Origin of the sequence: Kitasatospora phosalacinea, from assembly GCF_000717185.1 — a bacterium.
Lineage (GTDB): Bacteria > Actinomycetota > Actinomycetes > Streptomycetales > Streptomycetaceae > Kitasatospora > Kitasatospora phosalacinea_A.
The window spans coordinates 72,656-87,888 of sequence record NZ_JNYE01000017.1 but is presented as its reverse complement, the minus strand read 5'-3'; the positions used below and the strand labels follow the sequence as shown (position 1 = coordinate 87,888).

The window sequence follows — 15,233 nt, the reverse complement described above, 5'->3', positions numbered from 1 at the left end:
AAGCACCCCAGCTGGGGCTACCTGACCCCGCACGAGACCCGACAACGACACACCCTCGCCGCGTAGGAACGAGTGTCCAAGATCATGGGGGAACTTCAAGCTGTGGAACGTGCTACTGGACCTGTCGGAGCGAGTGCCGCGGGCATGGTCTCTGATCGGCGGGCAAATGGTCCTGCTGCACGGCCTGGAACACGGCCGAACGCCGCCGGCCGCCAGCGCCGACCTGGATGTGCTCGCGGACGTGCAAGCCGACCAACAGAGCCTGCGCCGACTGGTGGGCTGTCTTGGTGATCTCGGGTTCGCCCCCTCGGGCATGTCCCCTCAAGGCAACCTGCTGCACCGCTATCAGCGCGGTGAAGCGCCCGGGCTGTTGGTGGTGGACGTGCTGGCCCCGGACAGGCTGGGAGTACGGACGGACCTGACAACCACTCCGCCAGGTCGGACCCTGGAAGTGCCTGGGGGCCGCCAAGCCGTGCAGCGCACCGAATCGGTCCAGGTACGACTCGGCGCACGCCTGGGCACCATCCACCGCCCGAGCCTGTTGGGAGCGATCATTGCCAAGGCTGCTGCGCTGAGTATCAAAACCGCGCCTCCCGACCGGCACTATCGTGACCTGGCGTTCCTCCTGTCCTTGCCGATGAACCCGTTGGAGATGCGAAGTCAGCTGGAGAAGTCGGACCGAAAGAAGCTGGCTCTGGCCACGGCGCTTCACGATCCGCAGCACACCGCCTGGCGCGAACTACGCGACGATGCCGCACAAGCCGACGGCCATGCCGCCTACGCCTTTCTCTCGTCCCAGTGAGCGCGCTCCGGGCCGGGAAGCTCACGCAGCGCCCGGAGTAGTCCATTCACTGCCCCCACATGTGGCAAGAGTGTCGAAGCCACCTGCTGAGGACGACTACCCAACGGGAAGCTCCGCCAGCTCAGGTGGTCGTACGTGTAGGCCGCGTGGAAGCCGAGTTCCTCGGCCCGCCGCCACACCTGCTGCCCCTCGCTCCACCGGTGGACGGGGAGGATCACCGTGCTCAGTCGCATGGCCCGACACTATGCCGCCGAAAGCTCGGCCGGGTCGTGCATACCGGCAGTATGCTTGCTTCATGGCGGCTACCACGCGCATCACGGTCACCCTGCCCACGGAGCAGGTGGCCGAGCTGAAGAAACTCACGGACAACGTCTCCGGCTACGTCGCGGAAGCGGTGGCCCGGCAGATCAGACATCAACTGCTCGCAGAAGAACTCCGTCAGTACGAGGAGGAACACGGCGCGTTCACGGAAGAGGAACTCGCCGCCGCACACGCGAGGATCCTCGGTACGTCCGAGCCGGGCAGCGGAGCGGCTGCCGCGTGAGTGTGCGGATCGAGACCGTCGTGCTGGACTCCCAGGGAATGTCCGCCTGGATCTCGCAGGACCGGGGCGTGCTCGCGATGATCAAGGTTTTCCACTCGATGGGAGCCGGCCTGGTCATCGGCGCCAACACCATCGTGGAGATCTCGCACGCCAAGGCGAACACCGCCCGCCTGAACTGGGTGCTCTCGCAGGTCAGGATCGAGCCCGTGACCGAGCACGCGGCCAGAGCCTCCGCGGCGCTTCTCAAGCGGGCCGGGCTGCACGGTCACAAGTACGCCATCGACGCCACCGTCGCCGAGATGGCGCTCCGCCAGCCAGGCCCGGTGGCCATGTTGACCTCGGACATCGACGACATGGCCAAGCTCTGCGGTGACCGGGTCCGGCTCATCGCGATCTGAGCCCACAACGGGGCAGGACCTTCATGGCTCGCGTCCTCGCAGGTCAGCATGTGATGGGTGAACGAGGCTTGACCGAGGTCACCAGCGTCCCCAACCGGATCCGCTCCGTCGCGCAGGCCGCCGCCGCCGCCAGCGTCGGCACCGACCCGAACCAGGGCTCGTCCCGGAAGCTCCGCCGGCTCAGGTGGTCGTACGTGCAGGCCGCGTGGAAGCCGAGTTCCTCGGCCCGCCGCCACACCTGCTGCCCCTCGCTCCACCGGTGGACGGGGAGGATCACCCGTGGTGCCGACCCTACGCGCGGGCTTGCGAGGGTGAGGGACGGGCGACGCGGAGCGGCGGCATCGGCGCGATCGCTAACGTGGTGCCGTGGACATGGATGCGCGTTTGCTGGCCGACCTGATCGATCGCAGCGCCGAGCTGAAGAGCGAGCTGGTCGCCTTCGGACAGAGTGCGCGCTTCGACCGGTGGTTGACGCCGCTGCTGCTGGAGGCGGCCGGCCCCGAGCGGCAGTTGGACGAGACCGAGGCGATCCGGATCATCGACCACTTCCTCCTGCGGTACCGCCTGCCGGACGGTGCGACCGTGGTGGACCGGTTCGTCGCCGGGCGGCGGGGCCTGGCCGTGCCTGACCGGGAGATGGTGCTGGGCTGGCGCGATCCCGTCGAGGGGATCTTCGAGATCCGGCGGAAGGACGGGGCCGCCGTCGTCCTGCTGAACCTGGTCGACGACCTGGAGTACCGCGCGTACTCGAACGTCGGGCGGGACGCGTTCCGCGGGGTGGCCAAGGGAGGGTTCCTCCTCACCTGCCTGGTGCCCCTGCTCCCGGCCGATGGGGTCTGGCTGGTCTCCGGGGCGATGGAGCACTACCCCAGGTCCTACGCCACCGAGATCGCCCGGGCCGCGGTCCAACTGGCGGCGAGCCAGCCCGAACTGGTCTTCCGCAACCCCGAGAAGGTCGAGCTGGGCTGGCAGCAGATGCGGGAGGACCGGGCCGCCTTCGTCGAGCTCTGCGGCGGCGACGAACTCGTCCTCTCCCCGGCCGAGACCGAGAACCTGATCAACGCCCACTACCGGCGACGGCAGGAACCCACCGCTGCCGCACACCCCGGCCGGGGCCGAGGAGAGCGACTCCCCGGCCCGGATCTCCCGGTCTTCGAACTGCCGCCCGACCTTGCGGCCTCGGACACCGTCGGCGTCATCTACGACGAGGTCGACGGGCTCAACTTCTACGCGGACTACGGGCTGTTGCGGTCCCTGTTCACCGACCCGGGCCTGGCAGGCCGCCGGAAGCACCAGGAGCTGCTGCGCACCTACCTCCGCGAGGAGTCGATCACGCCCCTGCCGATCCGCCGACTGGTCGCGGCCCACCCGGAGACGGCCGACACGGTCTTCCGGAAACTGCTGCGGCAACCCGGGTTCAGCTGGGCCGAGCACGGCGAGGAACTGCTGCGTCGGCGCAAGCCCTGGTACTACGCGCAGGAACCCAGGCCCGGCGTCTCCGTGATCGGCGAACGCCTCGGCGAACTCGCCGCCGGGGGTCGGTGACGGTAGTCCCGGGCGGCGTACTGCCGTCGGGAGCACCCGGGCCTTCGGAACCCGGAGCATCGCTGCACGGGATTCACAAGTGAGGTACTACACTTTTCCCATGGATGCTCCGCGCGCCGGCAAGACCCGGGTCACCAGCGTCTCCTTGCGCGCCGAGACGCTGGAGGCGATTCGCGCGCGCGCCGGGAAGCAGGGGGTCTCCTCGTACATCGAGGAGGCCGTGCAGCGTCAGCTCCAGCGCGAAGCCATCGACGAGTACATCGCCACCGCCGAAGCGGAGCACGGCCCTGTCGATCCGGCCGAGGTGGCGGCCAGGGCCGAGCGCATCCGAGCCCACCACGCCGCCCACCGCGGCAACTCGGGTCCGGCGGACGCGGCGTGAGCGGAACGCTCGTCCTCGACAGTGAAGCGCTCTCCAAGCTCTCCCGCCGCCACCGGGACATGACGGTCTGGCTGGACGTCGCCCGCAACCTCGACCTCCTGGTCGTCACCAGCGCGGCGACCCTGGTGGAGGCCCGTGACCCGAAAGTGCCGCAAGCCGCGTTCGACCACGCAGTCTCGCTGGCCAAGGTGCGCCCCGTCACGGAGGAGATCGCACGCACCGCGAGCAAGCTGCTCGCGACCGAAGGGTTGCACGGTCACAAGTACGCCATCGACGCGATGCTCGCGGCCACGGCCCACCTCGAACGCGGCGACGTCACCGTGGTCACGAGCGACACCGACGATCTCCGCCGACTCTGCCACCCGCGGGTGGCGGTCGAGCCGATCTGAGCGTCCCACTCGACGACCTGCTGCGTCCTTGCAGGTCAGGCCGTGCTGGGTGAACGGGGCTTGACCGAGGTCACCAGCGTTTCCAGCCGGATGCGCTCGGTCGCCGTGGCCGCCACGGCCAGCGTCGGCAGCAACCCGAACCAGGGCTCGTCCCGGAAGCTCCGCCGGTTCAGGTGGTCGTACGTGCAGGCCGGGTTGAAGCCGAGTTGCTAGGCCCGCCGCCACACCTGCTGCCCCTCGCTCCACCGGCGGAGGGGGAGGACCGCATCGGCGACCCTGCGCCAACAGGCATCAGTGGACTTCTCAGGAACCGTCCTGCACTTCGAGGAAATAGGCGATCCGATCGCCGTCCGGCTTGCCCTCCAGGAGCGGGGTGACCGCTGCGAGCTGGCTCTCCGAGAGTGGGAAGGACGACCCGACCAGGTCGGGGTGCGGCCCGATCAGCTGTGCCGCGTCGTCCTCGGTGAAGCTCGCGGGCAGCTCCCATTCCACAACCATGGAGGCGCTGTTTCGGTCGAAACCGAGTACCACCCAGATCATTTCACGCATTTCCGCCCTGGATCGGGGCCCTTGAGTTGCTGCCCGGAGACGGGATCGTAAGCACCGCGGTGCTGGCCCTGCTTGTTGTACTTCTCGATCTCACCGTGCTGCGAGTCCCACTCGTAGATGTGCTTCCCGTGCTCCCAGCGAGGCCGCAGGCCGCCACCTCCCTGCACCGGTGCCTTCGGCGGAACCCGATTGGCGCCGCCCAAGCCCGGCAAGCCGCCCTTGGGCGGGTGGTAGGCGTGCCGGGACGGCCCGGCTGCCCGGCGCGGGGGCAGGGGGCGGTGCCGTGGGCGAGGGCGCTGCGGAAGACCTCGGCGGTGCTCATGGGCGAGCTCCTCGGAATCCGGCGGGGCCGGTGGTGGGGCCGGGAGCCGGGCCAGGGGTGCCTCCGTGAGGGTCCGAACCGGGCCCTAGGCTCGGACCCGGAGCCCGAACGTCGGGCCCGACGGCCTCATGGAGGGGTGCGGATGAGCGGGGACGGCGGCGGTCCGGGTCAGCAGCAGCACGACGGGCAGCAGCACGGAGGGCAGCCGTACGGACCGGGGGCCCAGGGGCCGTACGGCGCGCCGGGCGGCGGGCCGGGCCACTGGCCGGGGTACGGGCCGGCGTACGGGCAGCCGGGGTGGAACACCGGCGGTGGCTGGGGCCAGGGGCCGTGGGGTGTCGCGCCGGTCGCGCCGAAGCCCGGTGTGCTGCCGCTGCGCCCGCTCGGGTTCGGCGAGATGTTCAGCTCCGTCTTCGACACCGTGCGCCGCTACACCAGCGCGCTCTACCTGCCGCTGGTGGTGGTCGCCGGGATCCTCGCGGTGCCGATGCTGACGGTGTGCGTCCTGCTCTCCGGTCCCTTCGCGGACGCGCTGGAGGCGTTCCCCGCGGACCCCGCGGACGCCACCGGCGCGCAGCTGTGGGACGTGGTCCGCCCGGCCCTGGTCATCGGCGGCATGTACCTGCTGGCGGTCATGGTGCAGTACGTGATCGCCGGCCCGCTGGCCACGGTGGTGCTGCGGGCGGCCACCCTCGGGCGCAAGCTGACGGCCGGTCAGGCCTGGCGGGAGGCCCGCCCCCGGCTCCGGACCACCACCGCCGTGACGGGTCTGCTGTTCGGCGGGGTGCTGCTGGCGTACCTGCTGGTGCTGGTCGCGGTGCTCCTGCTCGACCTGGTGGACGGGGGCCTGGCGGCCCTGGCGATGGTCCTGCTGTTCGGGGCGCTCGTGGTCGGCGCCGTGTACGTGACGGTCCGGCTGGCCCCGCAGGTGCCGGTGGTGGTGCTGGAGGAGAGCGGCCCGAAGACCGCGATCCGCCGGGCCTGGCAGCTCAACAAGGGCAACTGGTGGCGCTCCCTGGGCCTCACCGCGCTGATCTCGATCGTCGGCGGGTTCGCGGCCGGCATCATCAGCTCCCCGCTCCGGATCGTCATGGCGGTGGCCCTGCCGGTCGACACGACCGACTACGCGGGGACGGTCCTGGACGGGCAGCTCACCCACGGCACGATGACCCTGGTGCTGCTGCTCGGCATGGGCATCGGCCTGTTCACCTCGGTGGCGACCGGCCCGCTGGTCCCGCTGGCCAACGGCGTGCTCTACATCGACCGCCGGATCCGCAACGAGCGCCTGGACATCGCGCTGGCCGAGGCCGCGGGCATCCAGCTCGCCGAGTCCTACGGCTACCCGCAGCCGGCGCCGGTCCCCGCGCAGGCCGCTCCCGTGCAGCCCGCGCCGCCCGTGCAGCCCGTGCAGCCTGCGCCGCCCGCGCCGCCCGTGGACGAGCGGCCGGAGGGCAGCTGACCGCTGCTGGTTGCGGTTCAGTCACGGGTTGTCCGATTGGCCGTCATTGCGTCGGTTGGGGCCCGGAGCCTTGTTGTTGACGGGAGTACAGGTCTCACATAATTCGTGCACCGCGTGTTGACGACCGCGTTCGAGCCGGCCGGGGGGACGGCTCGTACCGCTGCGCGGGCAGCCATGTGAACCCTGGGGGGAGACCCTTGTCCGTTCCCGAACCGTCCCCTGATCCGGCAGCCGGCCCCGCGACCGAGCCCGCGACCGAGCCCGGGCCCGCGCCGGACGCCCCGCGCCGGCTGCCCCGGGCGGTCGGGGTGGCGCTGTCGGTGGCCGGGCTGCTGGCGGTGACCGCGGCCAGCGCGGCCGTCACCGTCGCGGTGGGCAGGCCGGACCACCCGGGGCGGGCCGTCGCGGCGGCCCCGTCGGGCGCGGTCACGAGCGCTGCCGCGTCCCCGTCGGCCTCCCCGAGCCCGTCGCCCACGCCCGTGCGCACCCCGAGCCCCACGCCGTCGCCGACCGTGGCCCCGCGTCCGGCCAGCACCCTGAAGGGCAGCGTCTCGGGCGGCAAGCACAGCGGCGACCTGCGCTACTTCCTGCTGCCGGTGCCCGACGACGCGGACCCGTACGGCTCCCCGGACGGCGCGATGATGAGCACGGACGACATCCAGGCCGGGTACGGCAAGGACGTCGACATCGCGGAGGTCCTCGACTCCTGGGACTTCAAGGACGCGGCCACCCGCACCTACCGCACCCGGGACGGGAAGACCGAGGTGCGGGTCGACCTCAAGCGCTTCAAGCGCACCGACCGGGCCCAGGGCTTCGCCGACCACAGCAGCTACGACCGGGAGCCGTTCGACATCGACGGGGTGCCGAACGCCAAAGGCTACGTCTTCAAGCCCGAACAGCAGGCGTACACCGGTGAGTTGATCGGCATCGGCGTGGTCGGCGACGTGGTCTACGAGGTCACCGTCGACGTGCAGGGAGACCCCGACCGGGCGCTGCTCGCCGATGCGATGAAGCGCGCCCGCGACCGCCTCGCCAACGGCTGACGGCCGATCCGAACCACCTTCCCAGGAGCCAGAGTTGAGCACCGAACCCGCGGACGCGGCGGAGCCCGGGACGGCCGCCGCCGCGCCGCCGCCCGCGAACCCCTTCGCCCGGCCGTCCGCACCACCGCCCGTCCCGCCGCCGCCCGCGAACCCCTTCGCCCGGCCGTCCGCCACCACGCCGCCCGCGAACCCCTTCGGTGCGGCCGAGGTGATCGAGGCCGGTGCCGAACCCGTCCGGAAGAAGCCGCGGTTCAAGGTGGGGACGCTGTTCCTGGCGGCGGTGCTGGCCGGTCCGGTGGTCGGGGCCGGGGTCGGGTACGCGATCCAGGCGTCCCGGCCGCCGACGCCGCTGCCGGAGATCGCCGCGCCGAAGCTGTCCTACCCGGCCGAGCGGGTGGACGCGAAGGCGCTGGCCGCGGCCGGGCCGCAGCCGCCGGACATCGACGGAGACCTGCGCGCGCTGCTGATCGAGCGTCCGGCGGGCAGCGAGGACCGCACCGACGGTGACGGCGACGGCTGGCTGTCCCCGGCCGACCTGGCGGAGAACTACGGCGACAGCGCGCGCGAGTTCACCTCGATGCTGTCGGAGGGCTTCCGCCGGGCCGCCTCGGTCTCCTGGAAGTCGGGCGACGACCTGTACCAGGTCACGCTGGTGCAGTACGCGCCGGAGGCGACGCTGAAGGCGATCACCGGTGCGGTCCCGCGCTCGACCGTCGACTCGGACGTCTCGGCGATCCCGGGCAACCCCGACAGCTACCTGGTGATCGGCAAGCAGCCCCTGCACTACGCGCGCAGCACCGACACCTACTACTACGGCGAGGCGCTGGCCCGTAAGGGCAACGTGGTGATGACCGTCGCGCTCTACGCCAAGGCCCCGGTGGACCGGGCGCAACTGGAGGACATCGCCAGGCGCCAGTGGGAGAAGCTCGCGTGACGGACATCGAATCCGCCGGGACGGCCGTCCCGGCGAAGCCGCGGCGGCGGGCGCCGAGGGCGCTGGCGGCGGTGTTCGCGGCGGCGCTGGTCGGCGTCGGCGTCGGCGAGCTGATCATCAAGGTGCACTACGACGCGGATGGGCCGGACCGTCCGGCGGTCGCGGCGCCCGCCCCGGCGCCGTCGGCGAGCGGGCCCGCCCCGTGGGGCACCGGTGCGGGCGGCACCCACTTCGGCAGCCTGCTCGACCTGCTGCTGCCGGTGCCCGACGGGTACCGGCTGGGGCCGGACTACAAGGGCCTCGGCAACGACGACGAACTCGGTGCCGGGGACGTGGCACGGGCCCAGGAGGAACTGCTGTCCGAGGTCCCGGAGCAGTACCGGGACCGGTTGGAGGGCGCGCTCTCCAGCCTGCGCTTCACCGGCGTCGGGGTGCGCAGCCTGGTGCCGACCGACGACCGGCAGATGGTGGTGCTGAAGCTGACCCAGTTCGACCGGCAGACGGTGTCGGAGCAGAACGCGCTGTTCGGTTCGCTGGTCGACGACACCGCCCTGTTCCGGCGCGGGCCGGAGGTGCCGGGCCACCCGGGTGCGCGCTGCGCGCTGCCGCCGCTGGTGGCGGGCGACCAGCTCGACCACCTGACCTGCTACTCCGCCGAGGGCGACCTGCTGGCGCAGATGCGGGTCTCGGGCGTGGCGCCCCTCGACCAGAACGAGGTCGTGGACCTGTTCCGTCAGCAACTGGACCGACTGGGAGCCTCCGGATGAGCAGCGACACCACCCCCCGGTCCGGCCCGGACGCCGGGTCGGAGCAGATCGGACCGGTCGTCGAGGAGACCCCGGTGCCGGACCCGGCCCAGGACCCGGCCCAGGACCCCGCCCGGGATCCCAACCAGGGTGCCGCGCCGGACCCGTGGCAGCCGGGCGCCTGGGCGGAGCGCTCGCGGGCCGACCGCCGCCGCCGCTGGCAGGTCGGCGGGGCGCTGCTGCTGGCGGTGGTGACCGGGACGGCCGCGACCGTGCTGGTGACCCTGCCGGAGCGCACGGACGTCCCGGGCCTGGCCACGCCGAACGACGGCCGGTACGCGTTCCCGGAGCTGACGCTGCCGCCGCTGCCGGTGGGCGCGTCGGCGCCGGCCGGCTCCGAGCTGAAGACGCACGCGGCGGACCTGCGGGCGCTGCTGCTGCCCCTCCCGGCGGACGCGGTCGCCACCACCCCGTCGGCCGCCCCGTCCGCGTCCCCCTCCCCCTCGGCCTCCCCTTCCCCTTCCCCCTCCCCCTCCGCGTCCGCGTCCGCGGCGCCGAGCCTGCCGCCGGTGGCGGGCCGCTGGATCCCGTGCGACCGGGACGCGATGCTGGCCACCGACGACGCGTACGCCCTGCGGCTGACCACGGACGCCTGCCGGGGCGCGGCCGCGCAGGGCTGGACGGCCGCTGACGGCACCCGGACCGAGCTGCGGCTGTTCCGCTTCGGGTCGGGCGACGAGGCCGCCGACTACTTCGCCGGCGCCCGGACGATGGACCGGACGAAGGACATCGGGGCCACCCGCCTGGACGACGACGGGGTGTACCCGATCGCGGCCGGGCAGGCGGACGTGCGGCTGTCCGAGGAGCGCTCCGGCGGGGCGCCGACCGGGAGCCTGTGCTGGTTGCAGAGCGGCGACGTGGTCGCGCTGGTCCAGATGACCAACCCGCACGGCGTGCCCGCGCAGGCGTTCCGGCAGGTGGTGGCGCTGCAGAGCAGCCTGCTGGCCTGAGCGCCGCGGCCCGGTCCGCCGCCGTTCCCCTAGGGGGCGGGCCGGGGCGGTCATCCCGTGGGGGGAGGAAACCCGGGCTCCGTAGCGCATTCCGCGAGGTGGGGCCGGACGGCTACCTTGATGCCCGTGCCCACAGTCATCAAGACGGACGGCCTCACCAAGAGGTTCCCCGGGGTCACCGCGCTGGACCGGCTCACCGTGGAGGTGGAGCCCGGCGTGGTCGGCCTGGTCGGGGCGAACGGTGCGGGAAAGTCCACTCTCATCAAGATCCTCCTCGGCTTGTCCCCGGCCACCGAGGGCACCGGTCAGGTGCTCGGCCTGGACATCGCCACCCAGGGCCCGGCGATCCGCGAGCGGGTCGGCTACATGCCGGAGCACGACTGCCTGCCGCCGGACGTGTCCGCCACCGAGTTCGTGGTGCACATGGCCCGGATGTCCGGCCTGCCCGCCTCGGCGGCCCGCGAGCGCACCGCCGACACGCTCCGCCACGTCGGCCTGTACGAGGAGCGCTACCGCCCGATGGGCGGCTACTCGACCGGCATGAAGCAGCGGGTGAAGCTCGCCCAGGCGCTGGTCCACGACCCGCAGCTGGTGCTGCTGGACGAGCCGACCAACGGCCTCGACCCGGTCGGCCGGGACGAGATGCTCGGGCTGATCCGCCGCATCCACGCCGACTTCGGCATCTCGGTGCTGGTCACCACCCACCTGCTGGGCGAGCTGGAGCGGACCTGCGACCACCTGGTGGTGATCGACGGCGGCAAGCTGCTGCGCTCCTCCTCGACGGCCTCGTTCACCGGCACCACCCAGCTGCTGGCCGTCGAGGTCACCGACCACCCGGTGGACCGGACCTTCGACGCCGACGCGGTGCTGACCGGGCGGCTGACCGCGGCGGGCCTGACCGTCCGCACCGACGGCAGCCGGATCCTGCTGGTGGAGCTCGCCGGCGACGACACGTACGACACCGTCCGCGACGCCGTGGACGACCTCGGCCTGGGCCTGGTCCGGTTGGAGCAGCGCCGCCACCGGGTCGCCGAGATCTTCAGCACCCGGACCGACGAGGACGGGGACACGGACCCGCACGCGGACGCGGACGGGCACGAGTACGAGGCCGGGCGCGCGGACGCGTACCGGGCCGCGGCCGCAGGAGGCGAGCAGGCATGACCACCCGCTCCGACGCCCACGGCGGCGTCATCCACGACATCGGCTACCGCCCGTACGCCGGGCCGCGGCTGGGCCGCCGGTACGCGACCCGCTCGCTGTACGTGCAGAGCCTGCGGGCCGCGTTCGGCCTGGGCCGCTCCGGCAAGTCCAAGGTGCTGCCGTTCCTGCTGCTGGGCGGCATGACGGCGCCCGCGCTGGGGATGCTGGCGATCGCGCTGTTCGCGCAGCTGGACGAGATGCCGATGGACTACCCCGGCTACCTGGCCGCGTTCGCGGTGCTGCCGCAGATCTTCCTGGCCGCGCAGGCGCCCGTGCTGATGTCCCGGGACCTGCGGCACCACGTCGTGCCGCTGTACTTCTCCCGTCCGGCGACCCGCGGCGACTACGTGGCAGCGAAGTTCGCGGCGATGTTCAGCGCACTGATGATCGTGCTGGCGCTGCCGCTGCTGCTGCTGTTCACCGGTGCGATGCTGGCGAAGTTCCCGGTCGGCGAGAACCTGCTGCACCTGCTGTACGGCCTGCTCGCGGCGGTGCTGTACGCGCTGGTGTACAGCGCGCTCGGCCTGCTGATCGCCGCCGCCACCCCGCGCCGCGGCTTCGGCGTGGCCGCGATCATGGGCGTCCTGATGATCAGCTTCGCGGTGGCCAACATCACCTACGCGCTGAACGGCGGCTTCGACCCGACGCAGGAATCGGCCTCCTGGGCGTTCCTGATCTCCCCGTCCACCCTGGTGGAGGCCCTGGTCAACCAGCTCTTCGGCCTGGACGCCGACAGCCCCTCCGCCCTGCACGCCCCCGACGGAGCGGGCACGGCGGTGTTCACGGCGGTGCTCCTCGCCCTCACGGCCGGCGGCTACGCGCTGACGCTGCGCCGCTACCGGAACGTCTGAGAGGCAGCCATGGCCGTCATCACCATCGACAAGGTCTCCCGCTGGTTCGGGAACGTGGTCGCCGTCAACGACGTCACGATGACCATCGGGCCGGGCATCACCGGCCTGCTCGGCCCCAACGGCGCCGGGAAGTCCACCCTCATCCACATGATGAGCGGGTTCCTCGCCCCCTCCGCCGGTGCCGTCACCCTCGACGGCGCCCGGATCTGGCGCAACCAGGAGGTGTACCGGGAGATCGGACTCGTCCCCGAGAAGGAGTCGATGTACGACTACCTGACGGGCTGGGAGTTCGTCCTCGCCAACGCCGAACTGCACGGCCTGGCCGACCCGGGCGCCGCCGCCGAGCGGGCCCTCGCCCTGGTCGAGATGGGGTACGCCCAGGACCGGCACACCGGCACCTACTCCAAGGGCATGAAGCAGCGCGTCAAGATGGCCTCCGCGCTGGTCCACGACCCCTCGGTGCTGCTGCTGGACGAGCCGTTCAACGGCATGGACCCGCGCCAGCGCCTGCACCTGATGGAGCTGCTGCGCCGCTTCGGCGCCGACGGGCGCACCGTGCTGTTCTCCTCGCACATCCTGGAGGAGGTCGAGCAGCTCGCCCGCCACATCGAGGTGGTGGTGGCCGGGCGGCACGCCGCGTCCGGCGACTTCCGCGAGATCCGCCGCCTGATGACCGACCGCCCGCACCGCTACCTGGTGCGCTCCAGCGACGACCGGCAGCTCGCCTCCGCACTGATCGCGGACGGCTCCACCGCGGGCATCGAGTTCGACGCCGCCGAGAAGGCCCTGCGCATCCAGGCGGTCGACTTCCAGGGCTTCACCACCCTGCTGCCCAAGGTCGCCCGGGCGGCCGGCATCCGCCTGTACACCGTCTCCCCGGCCGACGAGTCGCTGGAAAGCGTCTTCTCGTACCTGGTCTCGTCCTGAAGGGCCCCCGATGAACACCACCGTCGCCAGGCTCACCGCGCGCGGCCTGTTCGGCCGCCGCCGGGTCCTGATCCTGCTGGCCGTCCCGGTCCTGCTGCTGGTCATCTCCGTGCTCGCCCGCAACAACGGCATGGACGAACTGGACCTCGTGCACCGCATCCTGGGCACCCTCGCCCTGGGCACCCTCGTCCCGATCACCGGCCTGATCGTCGGCACCGGCGTGATCGCCACCGAGATCGAGGACGGCTCGATCGTCTACCTGCTCGCCAAGCCGCTGCCCCGCTGGAAGATCGTCACCACCAAGCTGGCCGTCGCCGTCGGCAGCACCTGGCTGCTCTCCGCCGTCCCGATCTACGTCGCCGGGCTGCTCCTGTACGGCACCGGGGACGAGGTCGTGCTCGGCTACACCGTGGGCGCGCTCGCCTCCGGCGCCGCGTACAGCGCGGTGTTCCTGCTGCTGGGCGTGCTCACCCGGCACGCGGTGATCGCGGGCCTCGCCTACGCGCTGATCTGGGAGAGCCTGATCGGCAGCTACGTCGACGGCGCCCAGACCCTCTCCGTCCAGCAGTGGGGCCTGTCGCTGGCCGAGGCGGTCGCCGCCGACGGCACCGTCATCGCCCCGGTCGGTCTGGCCACCGCGCTGTGGCTGCTGGTCGTCGTCGGGGTCGGCGCCACCGTGTACGCCTCGGTCAAGCTCGCCGGGCTCACGCTCAGCAGCGACGAGTAGGCCCCGGGCGCACGGAGGGCGGGGACGGTCACCACGACCGTCCCCGCCCTCCTCCCGTTCCGTGCGTTCACACCGTCCGGTCGCGGCCCGCCCGCCGGGCTCCTCTCACACCGTCCGGTTGCGGCCCGCGCCCCAGCCCGCCACCGCCGCGACCGCGGCCAGCACCAGCAGCACCAGCAGCGTCGCGTCCCAGCCGCCGGTGAGCTGGTGCAGCGCGCCCGCGCCGACCGGCCCGGCCGCCGCGACCAGGTAGCCGACCGCCTGGCTCATCCCGCCCAGCCGGGCCGCGCCCAGCACGCTGTCGGTGCGCAGCACGATGAACGCCAGGCCCAGGCCCAGCGAGCCGCCCTGCGCCAGGCCCAGCACCGTCGCCGAGAACCACGCCCCGGAGACCGGCGCCAGCAGCAGCCACAGCACGCCCGCCCCGTTCAGCCCGGCCATCGCCAGCGCCAGGGCGCGTTGCCGGGTCATCCGGCCCGCCAGCAGCGGCACCAGGAACGCCCCGACCACCTGCACCAGGTTGCTGAACGCGAACACCAGGCCCGCCTCGCCGCGGGGCATCCCGTGGTCGGCCAGGATCGTCGGCATCCACGCCACCAGGGTGTACACCAGCAGTGAGGAGATCCCCATGAACACGCTGATCTGCCAGGCGAGTCCGGACCTCCAGGGGCTGGTCCCGGCGCCCTTCGGCAGCGCCGCGGGCGCGGCCTGCACCGGCACGGTGCGCTCCTGCCGGGCCCGCAGCACCTGCGGCAGCCAGGCCACCGCGGCGACCAGCGCCAGCACCGACCAGGCGCCCAGCGAGGCCTGCCAGCCGCCGCCCAGCGCGTGCTCCAGCGGCACCGACAGGGCGGCCGCCATGGTCGCGCCGACCAGCATGGTGGTCGAGTAGACGCCCGTCATCATGGCCGCCCGGTGCGGGAACTCCCGCTTCACCAGGCCCGGCATCGACACGTTCAGCACCGCGATCGCCACGCCGATCACCACGCAGCCCGCGTACAGCGCCGCCACCGACGGCAGCACCCGCAGCAGCACGCCCGCGCCCAGCGCCAGCACCGCGCCCAGCACCACCCGCTCGGTCCCGAAGCGCCGGGTCAGCCGCGGGGTCAGCGGCGCGCCCGCGCCCTGGAACAGCACCGGCACGGTGGTGATCAGGCCGCTCGCGGTCGCGGACAGGCCGAAGGTCCGCTGGATCTCGGCGACCATCGGCGAGACCGCGGCCAGGCAGGCCCGCATGTTCAGGGCCACCAGCACGATCCCGGCCAGCAGCAGGGCGGGATGGGCGAAACGGGCGGCGGTTCGGGTACCGACCTTCTGGTCGAGGGCGGGCTGGACGGCACGGGTGACGGACATGGCTGGGCTGACTCTCTGTGCTCGGTGGTGCGACTACGACTGCGACTGCGTC

At 72.4% G+C, this 15,233-nt stretch carries 18 protein-coding genes and 2 pseudogenes; 15 read left to right on the top strand and 5 right to left on the bottom strand.

Annotated features, from left to right (window positions below):
• Positions 1 to 109: 109 nt before the first annotated feature.
• Positions 110 to 802, top strand: a complete 693-nt coding sequence (locus tag OO57_RS10120; protein WP_033251996.1) for a hypothetical protein — start codon at positions 110 to 112, stop codon at positions 800 to 802.
• A gap of 107 nt (positions 803 to 909) precedes the next feature.
• On the opposite strand, the pseudogene OO57_RS45340 reads toward OO57_RS10120, so the two are convergent.
• A pseudogene (locus OO57_RS45340) lies at positions 910 to 1,035 on the bottom strand (LLM class flavin-dependent oxidoreductase); the annotation flags it as partial.
• Positions 1,036 to 1,097: 62 nt separating this feature from the next.
• On the opposite strand from OO57_RS45340, the gene OO57_RS10115 reads away from it, so the two are divergent.
• Together OO57_RS10115 and OO57_RS10110 are read left to right on the top strand one after the other, a co-directional pair.
• A complete protein-coding gene (locus tag OO57_RS10115) occupies positions 1,098 to 1,346 on the top strand; it encodes a type II toxin-antitoxin system CcdA family antitoxin (protein WP_033251995.1) in 249 nt (82 codons plus the stop codon).
• Positions 1,343 to 1,744, top strand: coding sequence for a DNA-binding protein (locus OO57_RS10110; protein ID WP_033251994.1), 402 nt, complete (start codon positions 1,343 to 1,345; stop codon positions 1,742 to 1,744). Before OO57_RS10115 ends, OO57_RS10110 begins: the two co-directional genes overlap by 4 nt.
• 49 nt (positions 1,745 to 1,793) lie before the next feature.
• Here OO57_RS10110 and OO57_RS10105 read toward each other — a convergent pair.
• A pseudogene (locus tag OO57_RS10105) lies at positions 1,794 to 2,021 on the bottom strand (LLM class flavin-dependent oxidoreductase); the annotation flags it as partial.
• A 95-nt stretch (positions 2,022 to 2,116) separates the two neighbouring features.
• On the opposite strand from OO57_RS10105, the gene OO57_RS10100 reads away from it, so the two are divergent.
• From OO57_RS10100 to OO57_RS10090, 3 genes are all read left to right on the top strand, one after another.
• Entirely contained in the window at positions 2,117 to 3,289 is a 1,173-nt protein-coding gene (locus tag OO57_RS10100; RefSeq protein ID WP_033252023.1) for a hypothetical protein, read from the top strand.
• A gap of 100 nt (positions 3,290 to 3,389) precedes the next feature.
• The gene (locus tag OO57_RS10095) at positions 3,390 to 3,671 is read left to right on the top strand and encodes a hypothetical protein (RefSeq protein WP_033252022.1); all 282 of its coding nucleotides are present in this window, start codon (positions 3,390 to 3,392) and stop codon (positions 3,669 to 3,671) included.
• Complete coding sequence (locus OO57_RS10090) at positions 3,668 to 4,060, top strand: type II toxin-antitoxin system VapC family toxin (protein WP_033251992.1); 393 nt, start codon at positions 3,668 to 3,670, stop codon at positions 4,058 to 4,060. Before OO57_RS10095 ends, OO57_RS10090 begins: the two co-directional genes overlap by 4 nt.
• A 303-nt stretch (positions 4,061 to 4,363) precedes the next feature.
• Here OO57_RS10090 and OO57_RS10085 read toward each other — a convergent pair whose 3' ends face one another.
• Positions 4,364 to 4,609, bottom strand: coding sequence for a DUF7683 domain-containing protein (locus OO57_RS10085; protein ID WP_158715075.1), 246 nt, complete (start codon positions 4,607 to 4,609; stop codon positions 4,364 to 4,366).
• Positions 4,597 to 4,776, bottom strand: a complete 180-nt coding sequence (locus OO57_RS45330) for a colicin E3/pyocin S6 family cytotoxin (protein WP_234337292.1) — start codon at positions 4,774 to 4,776, stop codon at positions 4,597 to 4,599. The genes OO57_RS10085 and OO57_RS45330 overlap by 13 nt, the downstream gene beginning before the upstream one ends.
• 297 nt (positions 4,777 to 5,073) lie before the next feature.
• Here OO57_RS45330 and OO57_RS10080 point away from each other — a divergent pair, with 297 nt between their 5' ends.
• The 9 genes from OO57_RS10080 (at position 5,074) to OO57_RS10040 (ending at position 13,828) form a co-directional block, all read left to right on the top strand.
• A complete protein-coding gene (locus tag OO57_RS10080) occupies positions 5,074 to 6,390 on the top strand; it encodes a glycerophosphoryl diester phosphodiesterase membrane domain-containing protein (protein ID WP_033251990.1) in 1,317 nt (438 codons plus the stop codon).
• Between the two features lie 197 nt (positions 6,391 to 6,587).
• Positions 6,588 to 7,433 carry a hypothetical protein gene (locus OO57_RS10075; protein WP_033251989.1) on the top strand — a complete coding sequence of 282 codons (846 nt, stop codon included), beginning with the start codon at positions 6,588 to 6,590 and terminating at the stop codon, positions 7,431 to 7,433.
• Positions 7,434 to 7,467: 34 nt separating this feature from the next.
• On the top strand, positions 7,468 to 8,367 hold the full coding sequence (locus tag OO57_RS44645; protein WP_051777086.1) for a hypothetical protein: 900 nt from the start codon (positions 7,468 to 7,470) through the stop codon (positions 8,365 to 8,367).
• Positions 8,364 to 9,134, top strand: coding sequence for a hypothetical protein (locus OO57_RS10065; RefSeq protein WP_033251988.1), 771 nt, complete (start codon positions 8,364 to 8,366; stop codon positions 9,132 to 9,134). The genes OO57_RS44645 and OO57_RS10065 overlap by 4 nt, the downstream gene beginning before the upstream one ends.
• Positions 9,131 to 10,123: a hypothetical protein gene (locus OO57_RS39285; RefSeq protein WP_051777084.1), complete on the top strand. Its 993-nt coding sequence runs from the start codon at positions 9,131 to 9,133 to the stop codon at positions 10,121 to 10,123. Before OO57_RS10065 ends, OO57_RS39285 begins: the two co-directional genes overlap by 4 nt.
• Before the next feature lie 120 nt (positions 10,124 to 10,243).
• A complete protein-coding gene (locus OO57_RS10055; RefSeq protein ID WP_033251987.1) occupies positions 10,244 to 11,284 on the top strand; it encodes an ABC transporter ATP-binding protein in 1,041 nt (346 codons plus the stop codon).
• A complete protein-coding gene (locus OO57_RS10050; protein ID WP_033251986.1) occupies positions 11,281 to 12,174 on the top strand; it encodes an ABC transporter permease in 894 nt (297 codons plus the stop codon). Before OO57_RS10055 ends, OO57_RS10050 begins: the two co-directional genes overlap by 4 nt.
• Before the next feature lie 9 nt (positions 12,175 to 12,183).
• The gene (locus OO57_RS10045) at positions 12,184 to 13,101 is read left to right on the top strand and encodes an ABC transporter ATP-binding protein (RefSeq protein ID WP_033251985.1); all 918 of its coding nucleotides are present in this window, start codon (positions 12,184 to 12,186) and stop codon (positions 13,099 to 13,101) included.
• Positions 13,102 to 13,111: 10 nt separating this feature from the next.
• Positions 13,112 to 13,828, top strand: coding sequence for an ABC transporter permease (locus tag OO57_RS10040; RefSeq protein WP_033251984.1), 717 nt, complete (start codon positions 13,112 to 13,114; stop codon positions 13,826 to 13,828).
• Positions 13,829 to 13,933: 105 nt separating this feature from the next.
• Here the strand turns inward: OO57_RS10040 and OO57_RS10035 are convergent, their stop codons facing one another.
• Positions 13,934 to 15,181, bottom strand: coding sequence for a CynX/NimT family MFS transporter (locus OO57_RS10035; RefSeq protein ID WP_033251983.1), 1,248 nt, complete (start codon positions 15,179 to 15,181; stop codon positions 13,934 to 13,936).
• Positions 15,182 to 15,233 lie beyond the last annotated feature (52 nt).

Bases quoted from the DNA above. Each gene is read 5' to 3' on its own strand.
- OO57_RS10115 (WP_033251995.1), top strand. From the start codon at position 1,098: ATGGCGGCTACCACGCGCATCACGGTCACCCTGCCCACGGAGCAGGTG.
- OO57_RS10100 (WP_033252023.1), top strand. From the start codon at position 2,117: ATGGATGCGCGTTTGCTGGCCGACCTGATCGATCGCAGCGCCGAGCTG.
- OO57_RS10095 (WP_033252022.1), top strand. From the start codon at position 3,390: ATGGATGCTCCGCGCGCCGGCAAGACCCGGGTCACCAGCGTCTCCTTG.
- OO57_RS10085 (WP_158715075.1), bottom strand. From the start codon at position 4,609: ATGCGTGAAATGATCTGGGTGGTACTCGGTTTCGACCGAAACAGCGCC.
- OO57_RS10080 (WP_033251990.1), top strand. From the start codon at position 5,074: ATGAGCGGGGACGGCGGCGGTCCGGGTCAGCAGCAGCACGACGGGCAG.
- OO57_RS39285 (WP_051777084.1), top strand. From the start codon at position 9,131: ATGAGCAGCGACACCACCCCCCGGTCCGGCCCGGACGCCGGGTCGGAG.
- OO57_RS10055 (WP_033251987.1), top strand. From the start codon at position 10,244: ATGCCCGTGCCCACAGTCATCAAGACGGACGGCCTCACCAAGAGGTTC.
- OO57_RS10050 (WP_033251986.1), top strand. From the start codon at position 11,281: ATGACCACCCGCTCCGACGCCCACGGCGGCGTCATCCACGACATCGGC.
- OO57_RS10045 (WP_033251985.1), top strand. From the start codon at position 12,184: ATGGCCGTCATCACCATCGACAAGGTCTCCCGCTGGTTCGGGAACGTG.
- OO57_RS10040 (WP_033251984.1), top strand. From the start codon at position 13,112: ATGAACACCACCGTCGCCAGGCTCACCGCGCGCGGCCTGTTCGGCCGC.
- OO57_RS10035 (WP_033251983.1), bottom strand. From the start codon at position 15,181: ATGTCCGTCACCCGTGCCGTCCAGCCCGCCCTCGACCAGAAGGTCGGT.